Here is a 15,904-nt window from a genome sequence, read left to right on the forward strand (position 1 = left end):
GCCGATTCCTATTTTCGTTCGGCCATGTACAGAAAGCAGCGTTTACGACTGCTTCCCTACCCTGCCAACGGAAGGAAACCTGTATGTCACGATTCACCCTCAACGCCGCCCGGCCGCTTGCGCATGCCGTTCACCTGGCTGTGGCGCTTGGTGTATTTTCGGCCTTGAGCCTGGCGCCAACCCATGCGCTGGCGCAAAACCAGACCCACACTTACCAAATCAATGCGGGCTCTCTCGGCGCGGCGCTGAGCCTGTTCGCGACAGCGGCCAATGTCACGCTGTCGTTCAACGCCGAGCAGACCCAAGGCATGACCACACCGGGATTGAGCGGCACTTATAGCACCGACGAAGGCCTGGCACGCTTGCTCGCGGGCAGTGGCTTGCAGGCTCAACGCCAGGCCAATGGTGCTTATGTGCTGGTGCCCGTGCCCAAGAGTGATGCGCTGCAATTGGGCGCTACAACCATCTCCGGCCAGGCCTTGGGCTCAGTCAGCGAAAACACCGGTTCCTACACTACCAGCTCGATGAGTACCGCGACCAAACTGGCGGCCTCCATGCGCGAGACGCCGCAATCGGTCACGGTAATCACTCGCCAACGCATGGATGACCAGAACATGCAGTCTCTGGAGGACATTTCGACCTACACCCCAGGCCTGACCATGCGCAAAACCGGTGGTGAGCGCCCTGAGTTCTATTCCCGCGGTTCTGCCATCGACAACATTATGATCGACGGACTGCCAGTCGCGTATGACAGCGACACCCTTGGCACCTCGACCCTGGCGATGTTCGACCGGGTTGAAGTTGTGCGCGGTGCGTCGGGCCTGATGCTCGGTGCCGGCAACCCGTCCGGCACCCTCAACCTGATCCGCAAACGGCCCACTGTCGAGCCGCAAGTTTCTGTCACCCTGGGTGCCGGTTCATGGGACAACTATCGCACCGAAATCGATGCCAGCAGCGCCCTCAATTCCAGCGGTTCGATCAGGGGCCGCGTAGTCGGTGCCTTCCAGGACAAAGACAGCTTTACCGATGGCTACAGCAGCAAGCGCCAGTTGTTGTACGGCATCACCGAGTTTGACCTGAGCGAAGCCACTACCCTGACCCTCGGAGCGTATTACAACCGTGAGGACAACCCGGGGGCCGACTGGTCAGGCATTCCGACCCGTGCCGATGGCACGTTCCTGCCGATATCCCATTCGACGCGAATGAGCCCGAACTGGACCTACTGGAACAAGAAAAATACCAGTGCATTTGCCGAAATTGAGCACCGCTTCGACAACGACTGGAAACTGCGCCTGAATACCACGTGGCTGCGAGGCGACCTGGACATGCTGGGCACCAGTTTCTATCGACTGGATCCCAGTGCAGATCAGTTGAACCTGAACGTGGGCCGCTACACCTACCAGCACACGCAAAAAAGCGTCGACGGCTACGTTTCCGGCCCCTTCACCCTGCTTGGTGCGACCCACGAACTGGTGCTCGGTGGCAGTTATCGCAATGATAGAACCGACGATGGCCCCGGCGGTGGTTTCCTCAACGACCCGAATATCGTGCTCGATCCATCAAACTTCGACTATCACGGCGTAGAGAAACCGGCCATCAACTACAACTGGTCACGCAAGGGCAAGGTCGATCAATACAGCACCTACGCCACCGTACGCTTCCATCTGCGCGACGACCTAAAACTGATCCTCGGTTCACGCCTGGACTGGTACGAATACGAATACGAACAGAACACTATTTCCGGCGAATACACATTCGGCGCCGACTACAAGGCGACGCGGGAATACACCCCCTACGCCGGCCTGATCTACGACATCAACGATACCTACTCGGTGTACACCAGCTGGACCAGAATCTTCCAGCCGCAAGCGAACGTGGACTTCCAGGGCAGCCTGCTGCCGCCGGTCACCGGCACCAACCGCGAAATCGGGATCAAGGGCGAGTACTTTGACGGTGCGTTGAACGCCAGCCTGGCATACTTCCAACTGAATCAGGAGAACCTCGCCCAAGGGCTTGATGCCTGTGCCGATGGTGTTGCTTCCTGCTCCGTGGCCTCCGGCGAAGTGGAAACCAAAGGCGTTGACCTTGAACTGCAAGGCATGCTCGCCCTTGGCTGGCAGGTCTCGGCGGGCTACACCTATGCCGGCGCCAAGAACGTCAAGGGCGGCAGCGGTCGCTTCGACAGCGACACGCCATACAACCTGCTCAAGCTGTCCACCACCTATCAATTGCCGGGCGATCTCGAAAAATGGTCGATCGGCGGTTCATTCCGCAGCCAGAGCAGCACATACACAACCTACGGCGTATCTCAGGGCGGCTACAGCATCGTCGACCTAATGACCGGCTACAACGTGAACAAAAAACTCAAGGTGCAAGCCAACCTGAACAACGTGTTCGACAAGCATTACTACCAGAGCATCAGTAACCCGGCGGGCGCAAACATCTTCGGCGACCCGCGTAACGTGGCCGTGACCATGAAGTGGAGCATGTAAGCTACGTACTTCTGAGAATGACAACATCCTACTTGAGCGGGTGTTGTCGTTAGGACGCTGAACCGCCCCGGATATCTTAGATAGTGAGCGACCGCTTTTGGCCGATTTCTGCCTATCTCTAAGGGCAGCAGTCGGCCATTAGCTGTCAGTCACCAAATGCACATTTCGACCTATAGCTACCCTTCGTAGAGGGTAGCTATCTACCTTCCTGAATATGACGCATACCGCATCGAACGGCATCAGATCCTTGCCGTCCGAGATGAGACAGGCGAGCGCCGCGGTCGGTCCGCCCAAGTGAAGTGCTGAGGCGACATACCGGGTCACCTCCATATCGCTTGATTTAAAGGGTTAGGAAACTTTGATAACCACTTTGCCAAAGGCGCCTCGAGCCAGGTGCTCGAACGCCTTGTGGGCGTCTTCGAATGAATAGGTCTGATCGATCACTGGGCGGATCGCGTGTTCGTTCAGGAATTCGTTCATGCGATCAAACGACGATCGAGGCGCCACTGCGATGCCGCGGATAGTTGTCTGGCGGAAAATCAACGGCATCAGGCTCAGCGTTGTGGTCTGACCGGTCAGAAAGCCGATTTGCGCGATCTTGCCGGCGGCCTTGGTTGCCAGGATGGACTGATTCAAGCCTTCCCCACCGGCGACATCCAGTAGCAGGTCCACGCCTTTGCCGTCGGTGAGTCTTAGTACTTCCTCTTCCCAGCGCGGGAAGGTCCGATAGTTCACGTCAGCGGCGGCGCCAAGTTTTTTCACCGCATCAAGATTGGCGTCGCTGCTGGAGGTAACGATCACCTTGGCGCCAAGCGCGGTTGCCAGTTGCACGGCGAAAATCGATACACCCCCGGTGCCCTGTACCAAAACGGTCTGGCCCGGCTGCACTTGGCCGTAGTCAACCAGCGAATACCAAGCTGTCAGCGCCGCAATCGGCAGTGTCGAAGCCTCCTCGTCGGACATGTTGTCTGGCGCACGAACAGCGCTTTCTTCGTGAATAATCATGTACTCAGCCAGGCCACCTGGCAGCGGCATGCCGAAGCAGTAGGCAGGCTCGTCCGGCCTTGGCTCACCATCAATCCAGCGCGAGTAGAGGTGCGAGTTGACGCGGTCGCCCACTTTGAATCGGCTTACGCCTTCACCCAAGGCGACGACAGTGCCCGATGCATCGCTGACCGGGATCAGTGGCTTGGGTACCAGGTGAGGTTCGTAGAAGCCATCGACGATGGCCTTGTCGCGGAAATTCAGGGAAACCGCTCCGATCTTTACCAACAACTCGCCGGCCTTGGGTGTGGGCTTAGCTGTTTCGCCAAGAGCCAGATTTTCGAGACCAAAATCGTTCAAAAGCCATGCTTTCATCTGTCTATCTCCAGTTAGGGGAACTTACTGGCGACATTCTTCCCAAGTCAGACCGTTCAATAAATACCCAGGCCGGCAAAGGATTGTTGTTTTTTCAGACAACAATAAGGCTTGTAGCTTGCTATGATCGGGCAACAAAAAAGCTGAGTGAGAAGATGTAATGGAACTGCTCCAGTCCATGCAAGTGTTTGCCCGACTAGCCGAACTTGGCAGTTTCACCCGCGCGGCGGATGCCATGCAGATCGGCCGCCCGCAAGTAACTCGCGCGATACAGGAGTTGGAAACTTCGCTTGGGGTACGGCTATTTCAGCGCACAACCCGCACTGTGAGGCTCACTTCGGAAGGAGAGCAATTCTACGAGCGTGTTAAAGCGATTCTTGACGAAGTTGCGGGTGCCACGGCGATGTTCTCCTCTCCAGGCTCAACCCTGCGCGGTAGATTACGGGTCGATATACCCACCGCGTTTTCGCAGCCGGGGCTGATCGAAAGCTTGCGAGCGTTTTCCACCCTCTATCCTGCAATCGAGCTGGCCCTGGGGGTCACCGATAGAACCGTCGATCTGGTCGCAGAAGGTGTGGACTGTGCGCTGAGAATCGGCGAGTTACCAAGTTCGAGCCTGGTAGCCCGTCGCATCGGGATGGCTACCATGATCACCTGCGCGGCGCCCCAATACCTGAAAGAGCACGGCGAGCCCAAAACCTTAGAGGATCTAAGAGCACACCGCGGTGTGACCTTTCTCTCTGGCCAAAACCAGCGCCCGCTGGCTTGGCAATTTATGGACGGGGCTCGCGAGCAATCCCACATCAGCCGCCAGGGCATCACAGTCAACGAGTCCAACGCCTATGTCGAGTGTGGCGTCGCTGGCTTCGGCATACTTCAGGCCCCTGGTATTACTCTGGACCGTTTTTTAACCGACGGAACATTGGTTGAGGTGCTGCGTGCCTATCGTCCGCATCCAAGGCCCGTGTCGGTCCTGTACCCCAGCCGCTCGCATCTGGCGCCGCAGGTCGAGGTTTTTGTTGATTGGGTTCGCGAACAATTCCCCAAACTTTATGGGCGCTGGCTAGAGAGTTAGCGCAAAGCGGAAGTGTGGGTGCGGAGTGACCGCTTTTGGCCGAAAGCTGCCCGTCACGATAGACAGAAAATCGGCCAGAGGTAGTGCTCAGCGGTCAGCATCAAGCTTCAACTTGCGAAGACATTCGCGAGCATAATGAACCGTTCCCGCCAAGACCAAAGTGTGAGTGACATCATGACCGAAGCCCAGCACTGGACGGTGAAATGCCAAGATCCTGCGGATGGAGGTGGCGACGTCGTCATTGATTTGCCGCCTGAGCTACTCGTCAGTTTAGGACTGAGCATCGGTGACGTGTTGACGATTGAAGTGATCGACGGCGCGATAGTTCTGACACCGAAATCGAGCGACTCAGCTACACCCTGAGTCGATCCCGTACGCTCCACCTAATCATCAAGCGGGAATAAGTGAACGGCACATCTGTCGGTTTCCGAAATAAATGCGAAATTCTAGAAATAGCTGCGACTACAAAGACAGAAAAAATCCCGCATGAGCGGGCCGGTGGTGTGCAGGGATCTTTTCCTACAGTTCCGTGTGTTCGTTGCGTTCCCGCTGCTCACAAGCGGCGAGAAGAATCCGCTGCTCCCGATAACAGCGACCAACCAAATAGAAAGCCAAACCACAAATCACCTCAATCACACATGGACGTAGTACCCACGTGCCAGCGTATGGAATCGCGGCCTCCCGTGGTAATGCTCACCAAGGCGGTGATACCAGTTGTGCCGAGCCTGGACAAAGCCGTAGCTGTATTCCTGATTTCGATGGTCACAGTAGCTATCCCGGTTGAGGAAGCGAGCGACATTCGGCTTGCGAGAGCAGCGCAGAGTTGGTGCGCGCCACTCCCGTACGGCATGTAAGTAGCGAGTCATAGCAATTTTTCACGCCTTGATCATTGTTTCTTATTTGCGTTTGGATCGAAATTAAACACAGTGCGTATAACTACGTTGTACATGCGTTCCAGCTCGCGCTGGTTATTCTCAGGCTTACTCTTCGGCGACGGATCTTCTTCATAAAACTTGAGGAATTCTGCATACAACCGCAATGCAGCCTTGGCGCTAGCCCGATATTCCGTTGAGTTAAAAGCTGGCTTCTGCGTTGGATCAAGCATTTCTTGGGGAATGACGGGGCCTTTTATGTTCTTTTGACGGGCCTCCCAACGCATAAGTCGAATCATCATAGGCTCTACCTCGCCTCCTTGAGCCTTAACCCTTACCTCGGGCTTTGCCTGAACCACAACATCAGGCTTGGCCTTAACCTCCGGCTTAGCTACCTGCACAGGAGCTACTCGCACGGCAGCGCAGGTTTCTGGGTGATAATTTGAAATCATCCGGTAGGTCTGGGCCTGCACCGCAACCTTGTACCTTGCACCACATCCGGCACAGGTGCGCTCAAAATAAATATTGGCAAGATGCTCCGCTGCCACTCGGGCAAACCTCTGGTCTGACACATCTTGGCCACACACCGGGTAACTGAACACAGTATTCAGGAAAGATTCGTTGCCCCGCACGCAAGCATCCGCCACACGATTACCCAGTTCCTCAGCTATTTGTGCGTACATCGCCACACGATAGGCCTCGACCGAGGCCCTGCTTGTGGGGTCGTAGTCGTTATGAGGGCCTTCATCGAGAGAAATCCGGTCGAAAAATGCCCGGCACTCCAACACAGACGCATAAGCTGCATCGTAGTACCGTACACGCCGCCTCGAACAGCCAGGCACCCGCTCGCGAATGCGAACCGCCATGATTCGGTCTGCGAGATAACTGGTGAATTCGTTGTAGTTCATAACACGTCCTTGAGAGTGGGGTCAGTGTGCCGAGCGCCTGACACAAAACCGCAAATTGGGTGATGACACTTTTCCTATGCCGCCGCAGCGGCTCGATCTTCGGGGTGAGCCCATTCGCGGACATGGCCATACCGCGCCGGTTCATCAATATCGACACCTGCCGGGTTCAGTTGAACGTCTTGTTGCTCTGCATGCTCCAGCAGCTTCGCGAGCAGGGCCTCCTGAATAGCTTACAGGTAGGCCCGCTGTGGTGTTCACAGGAAATTCCACAGGCTGTCGCAGCTATTAACGACAGCCCCTAGGGCAGTCGCATTAATTGCCATCAGCAGTCGCAGGTATTTTGAAAATCTGGAGCCGCCGATTGGGGCCTTCGCCAATCAGATTGAATCGCCCCGGGTTTCGTAGACGTTAGGTGACCGCTATTGGCCGAAAGCAGCCTGTCACGAAAGACAGCTCCGGGCCAAAGGCAGACACTAGGGACAACGATCTCACCCTGAGCCCCACCGCTGTACCAAAGACACTCAACTTTGGCAGAACGATGCCGGAAAGAGCAGCATCAACAGCCATGCCGCCACAAAGAGTCCCACTCCGAATGTCAGATGAGCACTGACGCTCCTGCGCCTTACCATCCAGGGTGCCTTTGTCTTCGAACCGGCAATGCCGAAACCGAGCGCAGGCTGCATGATGAAAAAAGGCGCAATCACACTGACTAATCCCACCACCAGCGCAGGTGCCAGCGAAGGGTCGCAGATCCACGCTGTGCCTTTCGCACCGATCAGCACCATGGCGAAGACGACGCCCGTGATGTAATGGAATACCCACCCCATCAGGCGTTCATTCCTGACAGGAGGCGCCGCCATGATCGAGGCATGACGAAACCGCCCTTGCAACATATAGCCCAGCCAGCGACCAACCAGACCATAGTCAAGCGACGCTAAACCCAATACTCGTGCTTGAACGAAACTCGACGCATCCATGATCAGCGTGGCACCCATTCCAATAAACAGAGTTCGTAGTGCAGTCTCGGCTATTCCCATGTTAGTTCTCCTTGTCTTGAGCTTGTTTCGGCGGTTTGATCCGAGCACTCTGCAAGTTCAAGTCGACTTGAGGTCAAGCATGAAAGAGATGGATATAGGTGAGGTGGCACGCTGCTCCGGTCTGCCGGCTTCAACGCTGCGCTACTACGAAGAAAAAGGTCTCATCAGCTCTATCGGTCGGCGCGGCCTGAGTCGCGTGTTTCGTGCCGATGTGCTCCAACGTTTGTCCTTGATCGCGCTCGGGCAATCTGCAGAACTTTCACTGGACGATCTCGTCGCCATGCTGGACGCAGAGGGGCAGCCTGACATTGATCGTCATCGGCTTAACGAAAGGGCTGACGAACTGGACCGCACTATCGAGCGACTTAGTGCCATACGCGACGGGCTTCGTCGAGTAGCCTGCTGCCCTGCTGATCGTCATATCAAATGCCCAACGTTCCAGAAATTGCTGAATTCTGTCGGGAAGGAAAACTTCAAGAGAAAAACCGGAAAGGGGCAGCTACGCAGACGTGGAGCCGTTCGGCACCTCGAAGAAAAATGACAGGTGCTGTTAAGTGGAAATCAAGATTGCTGTTTTGGACTCCCCATCAGAGAAGGATCAAGGGGGGTCGACCGAAGATCCTGCACGCCTGAACAGCAAGCGCCCCAAAACATGTCGGCTTGGACAGCGTGGATCAACTTAAATGCCCAATCGCTCCCAGAGCCTCAATCAAACGCAACAAGGCTGGTTTTTCGGCTGGTTTCTCGCCGATGCAACACACGTCCGGGTCGCTGAGAGAGCACCAAACCGACACAGGGTCGCCTACCTTCAGCCCGTGTGAGGCTTTACGCAGAGTGGCAGTTGACCAAGCGTCAATGGTTTCGTTGAGAGACTTGTAAAACCGCTTCCCATTGACTCTATAACTGAAGCTTATGAACTGCACTCCCATCCACGGCCCCTCACCCCCTACAAAGGTTACGTAGCCTTGTACCACTTGCCCCACAGGTACATCGTCAGCGCTCATCATTTATCTTCTGAAAATGTGCCCGACATCCCGGAACGACGCGATCACCCATGTTCCGCTGCCAACATCGACCTGAATTGAGAAATGCTCTCTGAAGATAGCCCGGCACCTTCGAACACTGCGCAGGTGAAGCTAACGGGGGCGGTGCCTGGGGCAGTAATGATGCGGTCGGCCATCACCGCCATTGAGCTGCTTCGGTAAAGCGTGCAGCCTGCATAACTGACGGCATTTTGTAAGAAGTCAGCGCTGTTCGAGGTATGAGGAACCTTGTCCAGAAGCCCGGCCCTGGCAAGTGCCAGCGTTCCTCCACAAATACCGGCAATGGTTGCTCCACTTGAACGACTGGCATGAAGAAAGTCTCCAATATCCGGGGCTTCAGCACTCTCCCAGACCACTCCTCCAATGACGACCACAACGTCCGGTTTCCAGTCCAGACATTGTTGCAAGCTGCTGTCGACCGTCACAGCCAATCCACCCTGCGAACAAAACTGGCCCGTAGCAGGCGCGAAAAACCTGACGTCGATCCCGTAAAACCGGGACGCCGTACCAGCAATGAAAGCATATTCCCAGTCCGCAAAACCGGGTGTCAGTATCAAACCCACACGTGCCATCAGTCAGAATCCTCGATGAATGGCCACAACATATGACGACAACAATCAGACATCAAGGGCAGCTTCGGGCCGGTGAACGGCGGCCTGACTTCAACCGTCGCTTTACATTGATCCGTCATCTCCAAGGCCTCATCGACCTCAATCCCCAGATATCGAATGGTGTTCTCCAGCCTCGTATAGCCAAGCAGCACTTCGTCCTGCGATAGATCAGTGATGCCTTCGTACGTCTCATCGCATGAGTGCCACACATGGGAGGTTCAAGGCCAACGGCATTAACCCAGCCTTGGACGTTTTTTTCTTGCCAGTCATATATGGATATACGTATATTCGGTATTCCATATGTAGCGAGCTTCTCATGATCACTCCCACCGAACTCTTCAAGAGCCTGGCCGATGAAACCCGCGTCCGCGCGACCCTGCTGATTGCCGATCAAGGTGAGTTGTGCGTGTGTGAATTGATGTGCGCCCTTGATGAAAGCCAGCCAAAAATCAGCCGCCACCTGGCGCAATTGCGCAGCAATGGTTTGCTGCTTGATCGTCGTCAGGGCCAATGGGTCTATTACCGCCTCAATCCGGATTTTCCGGCCTGGGTTCACGACATCTTGCAAGTGACGTCCAGGGCCAACGCCGATTGGCTCAAGGACAACGCAGCCCGCCTGCAAAACATGGATGGCCGTCCGGTTCGCGAAGCGACCTGCTGCTGACCCCGGATCAAGTGAGTCTTGAATGTTTGTCGCTATCGCTGTTTTCGTCTTCACACTCGTGCTGGTCATCTGGCAACCCAAAGGCCTCGGCGTCGGCTGGAGCGCTACCCTCGGCGCAATGACAGCGCTGGCGGTTGGTGTCGTCTCGCTACATGACATTCCTGCGGTATGGGCCATCGTCTGGAACGCGACCGCCACGTTTATCGCGGTGATCATCATCAGTCTGCTGCTGGATGAAGCCGGCTTCTTCGAATGGGCCGCGCTGCATGTTGCGCGCTGGGCGAAAGGCAGTGGTTACCGCTTGTTCGCGTTTTGTGTACTGCTCGGGGCGGCAGTGTCGGCGGTTTTTGCCAACGACGGCGCGGCGCTGATCCTCACTCCCATCGTCATGTCGATGCTGATCGCACTACGCTTTTCAGCTGCCGCAACCCTGGCGTTCGTTATGGCTGCAGGCTTCATTGCCGACACCGCGAGCCTGCCACTGATAGTGTCCAATCTGGTGAACATAGTCTCCGCTGACTATTTCAAACTGGGCTTTGCCGAATACGCGTCGGTGATGGTGCCGGTAAGCCTGGCCAGTGTCGCCGCGACCTTGCTGGTGCTCTTTGTCTACTTTCGCAAAGACCTGCCGCACCACTATGCGACGGATGCGTTACAGGAGCCCAAAGCAGCGATCCGCGATCGCGCGACGTTCATCGTCGGTGGCTGGACGCTGTTGATCCTGCTGGTAGGGCTGTTCGCCCTGGAACCGCTGGGCATCCCGGTGAGCGCTGTGGCTGCGGTCTGTGCGGCAATCCTGTCAGGCGTCGCCGCCAAGGGCCACACAATCTCGACACGTCGCGTGCTGAGGGATGCTCCGTGGCAGATCGTAGTGTTTTCACTGGGCATGTATCTAGTGGTCTATGGCCTGAAGAATGCCGGACTGACGGACCTTCTCTCCGAACTGCTCAACCGCCTCGCTGAACAGGGAATATGGAGCGCCACCCTCGGCACGGGACTGCTGTCTGCGCTGATGTCGTCGGTGATGAACAACATGCCCAGCGTGCTGATCGGCGCGCTGTCGATTCAGGCCAGCGATGCGCAAGGGCTGGTTCGCCAAGCGATGATCTACGCCAATGTCATCGGCTGCGACCTGGGCCCGAAAATCACCCCCATCGGCAGTCTGGCCACGTTGCTCTGGCTGCATGTGCTGGAGCGCAAAGGCCTGCGCATCACCTGGGGTTACTACTTCAAGGTCGGCGTCGTGCTTACCCTCCCGGTGTTGCTGATTACCCTGTCGGCGCTAGCCCTGCGCCTCAGTCTTTGATGTCCGCCCACTGCGCAAGGAAAACCCCATGCGAGTCCTGTTTATGTGTACCGCCAACAGCTGCCGCAGCATCCTTTCAGAAGGCATGTTCAATCACCTGGCACCGCCGGGATTCGAAGCGGTGAGTGCTGGCAGCTTCCCCAAAGGCCAGGTACTACCGCGCAGCCTGACTACCTTGCAACAGGCCGTTATCTCGATTGACGGCCTGTACAGCAAAGGCAATGACGCCTTCGAAGGCAATCCGCCGAACATCGTCATTACCGTTTGCGACAAAGCCGCGGGTGAAACCTGTCCGGTGTATTTCGGGCCGGCGCTAAAGTCCCACTGGGGGTTAGAGGATCCCTCCGAAGTGACGGCTGACGAAGCGGTAATTGACGCTGCCTTTCGCGCCACCCTGGCGCACATCGAACGACGATGCCGGGCCTTTCTTGATCTACCGTTTACCCGTCTCAGCCGCGACGAACTGAAAACCGAGCTCGACCGCATCGGCGTGCTTTAAGGAGGATATATGTCCGAACATCTGCCCAACCTCGACTCCACCCTGTTCGATCATTCCGGGCCATTGCTGATCGAGGGGCACAAACCGCGCATCCTGCTTCTTTACGGCTCGACCCGAGAGCGCTCTTTCAGTCGCCTATTAGTCGAAGAGGCCGAACGCCTGCTCGAACACTTCGGTGCCGAAACGCGCATCTTCAACCCGTCCGGTCTGCCCCTGCCTGACGATGTGCCAGTCGACCATCCCAAAGTGCAGGAGCTGCGCGATCTGGTGTTATGGTCCGAAGGCCAGGTCTGGTGTTCGCCGGAGCGTCACGGCGCGATGTCGGCGGTGTTCAAGGCGCAGATCGACTGGATCCCCCTGGAGCTTGGCGCCGTAAGACCCACCCAGGGCAAGACACTGGCAGTGATGCAGGTGTGCGGCGGCTCGCAGTCGTTCAACGTGGTCAATCAACTGCGCGTGCTGGGTCGCTGGATGCGCATGTTCACCCTCCCCAATCAGTCTTCAGTTCCGAAGGCGTATATGGAATTCGATGAGGCCGGACGGATGAAAGCCTCTGCGTACTACGACCGCGTCGTCGATGTGATGGAAGAGCTTGTGAAGTTCACTGTGCTGCTGCGCGATCGGCAAGATTTTTTGGTAGATCGCTACTCGGAACGCAAAGAATCGGCTGAGCAACTGATGGCGCGTGTTAACCAGCGTTCAATTTGAGAAGGTGGCATGTCTTTTGAGTTAAAAAAAACGGAGCGATTCAGTTCGCACTGCCGCCTTTTTCTCTTTGGCGATGCTTGCTGCTTGAAACCCGTCTGCACGCGCTACGGTGCGGTGTGAATGTCGAAAATCGATGATCGAAACTCGTGGCTCCTGTACTGTCAACAGCGCGACTTTGGCAAAATGTTTGCCCGCTTTTACATGCGTCCCAAAACGGTTCTCAAGTGCATTGCCTTTAAATACAGGTGCGGATACCCATGACGAATGCCAGGCCGGCCATCAGACTCAGCACACTCAGGCAAATCGCCCCCTACCTGAGCATGCGCGGGGTGTCGCCGCTGGAGTTCTTTCGGCGTTTTGGTATTTCCCCCCATGTTTTTCAAAACCCTGAAGCCTGGGTACCGCGAGCGGACTGTTTTCATATTGCCAACAAAATGGCCGCTATCGCGCAGGATCCCTTCGGCGGGGGGATGATCGGGCACCTCACAGATGTGCGCTCAACCGGCATGTGGGGCGAGTTGATATTGGGCTCGACCAACCTCGCCCAGGCTTGTGCAGCAGCGGCAGTCCATACGGATTTGTTACATCAGGGAAGCGAAGTCAGAATTATCACCGAAGGCCGCACGACGAAACTGATCCAGCACTTTACCGGGCACCACGGGGCTGATCCCAAGCAGGTCATTTTCGGCACACTGGCGGTACTTCGAAAACTGCCGCTCATGTCCGGTGTGGCTGGTGCCATACGCGTGCATCTGAAAAACCCGAGAGAGCGCGGCGACGAGGCGCTGGAAGAATACCTGGGCCCGAACCTCGTCATGAACGCCGAGTACAACATGATCGAATTCGATCGTGAGTTGCTCGAGATTCCCCTGCAACCTGTAAAAGATGTCGCCTGGAAAATCACCCAGGCCTTGAAGTCGACCGCTGACACAGCTGACGTGCTCGCCCGGCAGATAGCGGATCAGGAACTCTCCAGGCTGACGACTATTTCAAGAAAGATCGGGTTGTCTGTTCGAACCTTGCAGCGTCGACTTGAACAGTGCGGCATCGACTTCGATGCTCTGCGTGACGAGACACGTCGCAGTGAAGCCCTTAAGTTGATTGCCACCGGCAGATACAGCGCGACTGAAGTTGCCTATATGGTCGGCTACAGCGATCCAGCGCACTTTACGCGGGCCTTCAAGCGCTGGACCGGGAGCCCGCCGTCGCGTTATCGCGCCCTGTTGAAACAAGACCTCTAAGCCCTCCCCCAAACATCCCCCACCTTTCCAAAGGCACCTTCGCGTGCCTGCTCACTTTGCTTTTGGCACCAAATGGCAAGTTTGGGTCAAGGCGTTCTTATACAGTCGAAAAATCAACGCCCACTTATAAAAGCAAGAGGTTTAAATGTCCCATTCATCCACGGCCTGCATCTTCGCAATAGCGCTGGCAGCGTTTGGAAGTGCCAACGCACAGTCGAACTCGGATGCGTCGATACCGGTGGGTGTAGATAATTTTGCCCGTGCAGAGTCAGACCTCTACTTGGGGAAAATGGTCGCGACTGGCAGTTTGGGCCGGTTTGTTCATACCCGCGAAGCGGTGCCCATCGACGCCCAGAATGTGGTCCGGATGAATCGGGATACGCTCTATTCGTCTGCGGTTTTCGATCTCGATGCAGGCCCCGTCACGATCATCTTGCCTGAGGCCGCCGGACGGTTCATGTCGACGGCGGTGATCAATGAAGATCACTACGTTCCTATCGTCACTTACGGCGCCGGCCGCCAGACCCTGACGAAAGAGGCAGTCGGTACACGTTATGTGTTTGTCGCTGTGCGCACGTTCTTCGATCCCACGGATCGCAAAGACCTTGAAAAGGTGCATGCGCTGCAAGACGCAATCACCGTCAGCCAGGCCAAGGTGGGGGAATTCGTGGTTCCGAAGTGGGACCAGGCCAGCCAGACAAAAGTGCGTGATGCCCTGGAGGTCTTGGGTTCGACTATTCCCGATTACAACCAGTCCTTTGGTCCCAAGGGCACGGTCAATCCCGTTCACCACCTTATCGGCACTGCCACAGGGTGGGGCGGCAACCCGGCCAAAGACGCCATTTACCTTGGCGGCGTGATGCCTGAGAACGATGGCAAGACCATTTACCGGCTCAACGTGGGGGATGTCCCCGTCAACGGTTTCTGGTCTGTCAGTGTTTACAACGCAGAGGGTTACTTCCAGAAAAACCCTTACGACGCTTATTCGTTGAACAACTTAACGGCCAAGAAAAATGATGACGACTCGATTGTCATCCAGTTCGGTGGCTGTGACGGAAAGATCCCTAACTGCCTGCCTACTCCGCCCGGCTGGAACTATACGGTCCGTCTTTATCAACCGAGTGACGCAATATTGAACGGCCAGTGGAGCTTCCCAAAACCGCAGCCCGTCGCCCTCTAAATCAGCCATTAACTAAAAGTTCTGACGTCTTGCACCAAAGGAAACAATCAATGACGACCATCGGTGGTTCAAACTTTTTCAAGCATCCAGCGCTGCTCATGACAGGGGCCACCCTCGCCCTCGCGATGGCACTGCCTGCACACGCCGACGACTCAGGCAGCGAGCCGTCTGTAACAGTCGGTGGCGGACTCGCCGTCGCCCCCTTGTATGAAGGCTCTTCACACTACGCCGCGTTCCCGTCACTAAAACTCAAGGCGGTTTTACCTACTGAAAGCTGGGGCAAGTTTACCGCCTCATTCCCGGACGGCCTGCGCTGGGACTTGCCAGGATTGTCCCCTTTCGGATTCGCCCTGTTGCTGGGTTACGACCAGGGTCGCAAGGAAAGAATCCACACACTGGGCGGTCGCGATGACTACCTGAGGGGAATGGGTAACCTGGACAGCACTGCACTTGTCGGGGCGGAAGCGTATTGGGTCCTGCCGGGCGGTCGTTTGTTTGTTCGTGGCCTGCAAGCTAGCCAGAGCCGTGATTACGGTGGCGAAAGCCTTGGGCGTACCGCGTTCCTGGAAGCCGGTTTCGCCACAACCTACGCGCTGTCTTCAACATTGACCCTGGATTCGACCCTTTACGGCACCTGGAGCAATGAGAAAGACATGATGGCGCGCTTCGGCGTCACCGCCCAACAAGCGGCGCGCACCGGCTTCGACGAATACCACCCCGGTGGCGGCATGCGGGACGTGACCTTGAAGCTGGGCCTCACGTGGCAATGGCAACCACAGTTGGCGCTGGAAGGCGGCATCAAGACCTACGCCCTGGTCTCCGACGCCCGCAACAGCCCACTGACGGGTGATAGCGTGGGTGCAGGCGCCTATCTGAATGCCCTTTACCGGTTTTGATAAGGGAACACTC

Annotated in this window: 15 protein-coding genes and 1 pseudogene; 11 read left to right on the forward strand and 5 right to left on the reverse strand. The window is 56.4% G+C overall.

The window, feature by feature from the left end; translation table 11 throughout:
- The first annotated feature begins 83 nt into the window (after positions 1 to 83).
- Positions 84 to 2,492, forward strand: a complete 2,409-nt coding sequence (locus AC19YQ_RS12995) for a TonB-dependent siderophore receptor (protein WP_500595246.1) — start codon at positions 84 to 86, stop codon at positions 2,490 to 2,492.
- Positions 2,493 to 2,840: 348 nt separating this feature from the next.
- On the opposite strand, the gene AC19YQ_RS13000 is transcribed toward AC19YQ_RS12995, so the two are convergent.
- Positions 2,841 to 3,851, reverse strand: a complete 1,011-nt coding sequence (locus AC19YQ_RS13000; RefSeq protein ID WP_500595247.1) for a zinc-dependent alcohol dehydrogenase family protein — start codon at positions 3,849 to 3,851, stop codon at positions 2,841 to 2,843.
- A gap of 160 nt (positions 3,852 to 4,011) precedes the next feature.
- Between AC19YQ_RS13000 and AC19YQ_RS13005 the strand changes: the two genes are divergently transcribed.
- Together AC19YQ_RS13005 and AC19YQ_RS13010 are read left to right on the forward strand one after the other, a co-directional pair.
- Positions 4,012 to 4,926: a LysR family transcriptional regulator gene (locus AC19YQ_RS13005; RefSeq protein ID WP_500595248.1), complete on the forward strand. Its 915-nt coding sequence runs from the start codon at positions 4,012 to 4,014 to the stop codon at positions 4,924 to 4,926.
- Between the two features lie 174 nt (positions 4,927 to 5,100).
- The gene (locus tag AC19YQ_RS13010; RefSeq protein ID WP_500595249.1) at positions 5,101 to 5,289 is read left to right on the forward strand and encodes an AbrB/MazE/SpoVT family DNA-binding domain-containing protein; all 189 of its coding nucleotides are present in this window, start codon (positions 5,101 to 5,103) and stop codon (positions 5,287 to 5,289) included.
- Positions 5,290 to 5,812: 523 nt separating this feature from the next.
- Here the strand turns inward: AC19YQ_RS13010 and AC19YQ_RS13015 are convergent.
- Positions 5,813 to 6,706, reverse strand: coding sequence for a hypothetical protein (locus AC19YQ_RS13015; protein WP_500595250.1), 894 nt, complete (start codon positions 6,704 to 6,706; stop codon positions 5,813 to 5,815).
- Between the two features lie 521 nt (positions 6,707 to 7,227).
- The gene (locus tag AC19YQ_RS13020; RefSeq protein ID WP_500595251.1) at positions 7,228 to 7,743 is read right to left on the reverse strand and encodes a DUF2938 domain-containing protein; all 516 of its coding nucleotides are present in this window, start codon (positions 7,741 to 7,743) and stop codon (positions 7,228 to 7,230) included.
- 79 nt (positions 7,744 to 7,822) lie between these two features.
- Between AC19YQ_RS13020 and AC19YQ_RS13025 the strand changes: the two genes are divergently transcribed.
- A complete protein-coding gene (locus AC19YQ_RS13025) occupies positions 7,823 to 8,284 on the forward strand; it encodes a helix-turn-helix domain-containing protein (RefSeq protein WP_500595252.1) in 462 nt (153 codons plus the stop codon).
- A 507-nt stretch (positions 8,285 to 8,791) separates the two neighbouring features.
- Here the strand turns inward: AC19YQ_RS13025 and AC19YQ_RS13030 are convergent.
- Both AC19YQ_RS13030 and AC19YQ_RS13035 read right to left on the reverse strand, forming a co-directional pair.
- Positions 8,792 to 9,358 (reverse strand): DJ-1/PfpI family protein, encoded by a 567-nt coding sequence (locus AC19YQ_RS13030; RefSeq protein ID WP_500595253.1) that lies wholly within the window; start codon positions 9,356 to 9,358, stop codon positions 8,792 to 8,794.
- Between the two features lie 107 nt (positions 9,359 to 9,465).
- Positions 9,466 to 9,647: pseudogene (locus tag AC19YQ_RS13035) on the reverse strand (integrase); the annotation flags it as partial.
- A gap of 66 nt (positions 9,648 to 9,713) precedes the next feature.
- On the opposite strand from AC19YQ_RS13035, the gene AC19YQ_RS13040 reads away from it, so the two are divergent.
- The 7 genes from AC19YQ_RS13040 (at position 9,714) to AC19YQ_RS13070 (ending at position 15,891) form a co-directional block, all read left to right on the forward strand.
- Entirely contained in the window at positions 9,714 to 10,061 is a 348-nt protein-coding gene (locus AC19YQ_RS13040) for a metalloregulator ArsR/SmtB family transcription factor (protein WP_133078651.1), read from the forward strand.
- A gap of 22 nt (positions 10,062 to 10,083) precedes the next feature.
- Positions 10,084 to 11,367 carry an arsenic transporter gene (locus tag AC19YQ_RS13045; protein WP_500595254.1) on the forward strand — a complete coding sequence of 428 codons (1,284 nt, stop codon included), beginning with the start codon at positions 10,084 to 10,086 and terminating at the stop codon, positions 11,365 to 11,367.
- Positions 11,368 to 11,395: 28 nt separating this feature from the next.
- On the forward strand, positions 11,396 to 11,866 hold the full coding sequence (locus AC19YQ_RS13050; RefSeq protein ID WP_500595255.1) for an arsenate reductase ArsC: 471 nt from the start codon (positions 11,396 to 11,398) through the stop codon (positions 11,864 to 11,866).
- Positions 11,867 to 11,875: 9 nt separating this feature from the next.
- A complete protein-coding gene (gene arsH / locus AC19YQ_RS13055; protein ID WP_133078648.1) occupies positions 11,876 to 12,574 on the forward strand; it encodes an arsenical resistance protein ArsH in 699 nt (232 codons plus the stop codon).
- 257 nt (positions 12,575 to 12,831) lie between these two features.
- Positions 12,832 to 13,815, forward strand: a complete 984-nt coding sequence (locus AC19YQ_RS13060; protein ID WP_500595256.1) for an AraC family transcriptional regulator — start codon at positions 12,832 to 12,834, stop codon at positions 13,813 to 13,815.
- A 145-nt stretch (positions 13,816 to 13,960) separates the two neighbouring features.
- On the forward strand, positions 13,961 to 14,995 hold the full coding sequence (locus tag AC19YQ_RS13065; RefSeq protein ID WP_500595257.1) for a DUF1254 domain-containing protein: 1,035 nt from the start codon (positions 13,961 to 13,963) through the stop codon (positions 14,993 to 14,995).
- 50 nt (positions 14,996 to 15,045) lie between these two features.
- The gene (locus AC19YQ_RS13070) at positions 15,046 to 15,891 is read left to right on the forward strand and encodes a MipA/OmpV family protein (protein WP_500595258.1); all 846 of its coding nucleotides are present in this window, start codon (positions 15,046 to 15,048) and stop codon (positions 15,889 to 15,891) included.
- Positions 15,892 to 15,904: the final 13 nt, after the last annotated feature.

It is taken from the genome of Pseudomonas sp. MF06569 (genome assembly GCF_059862735.1).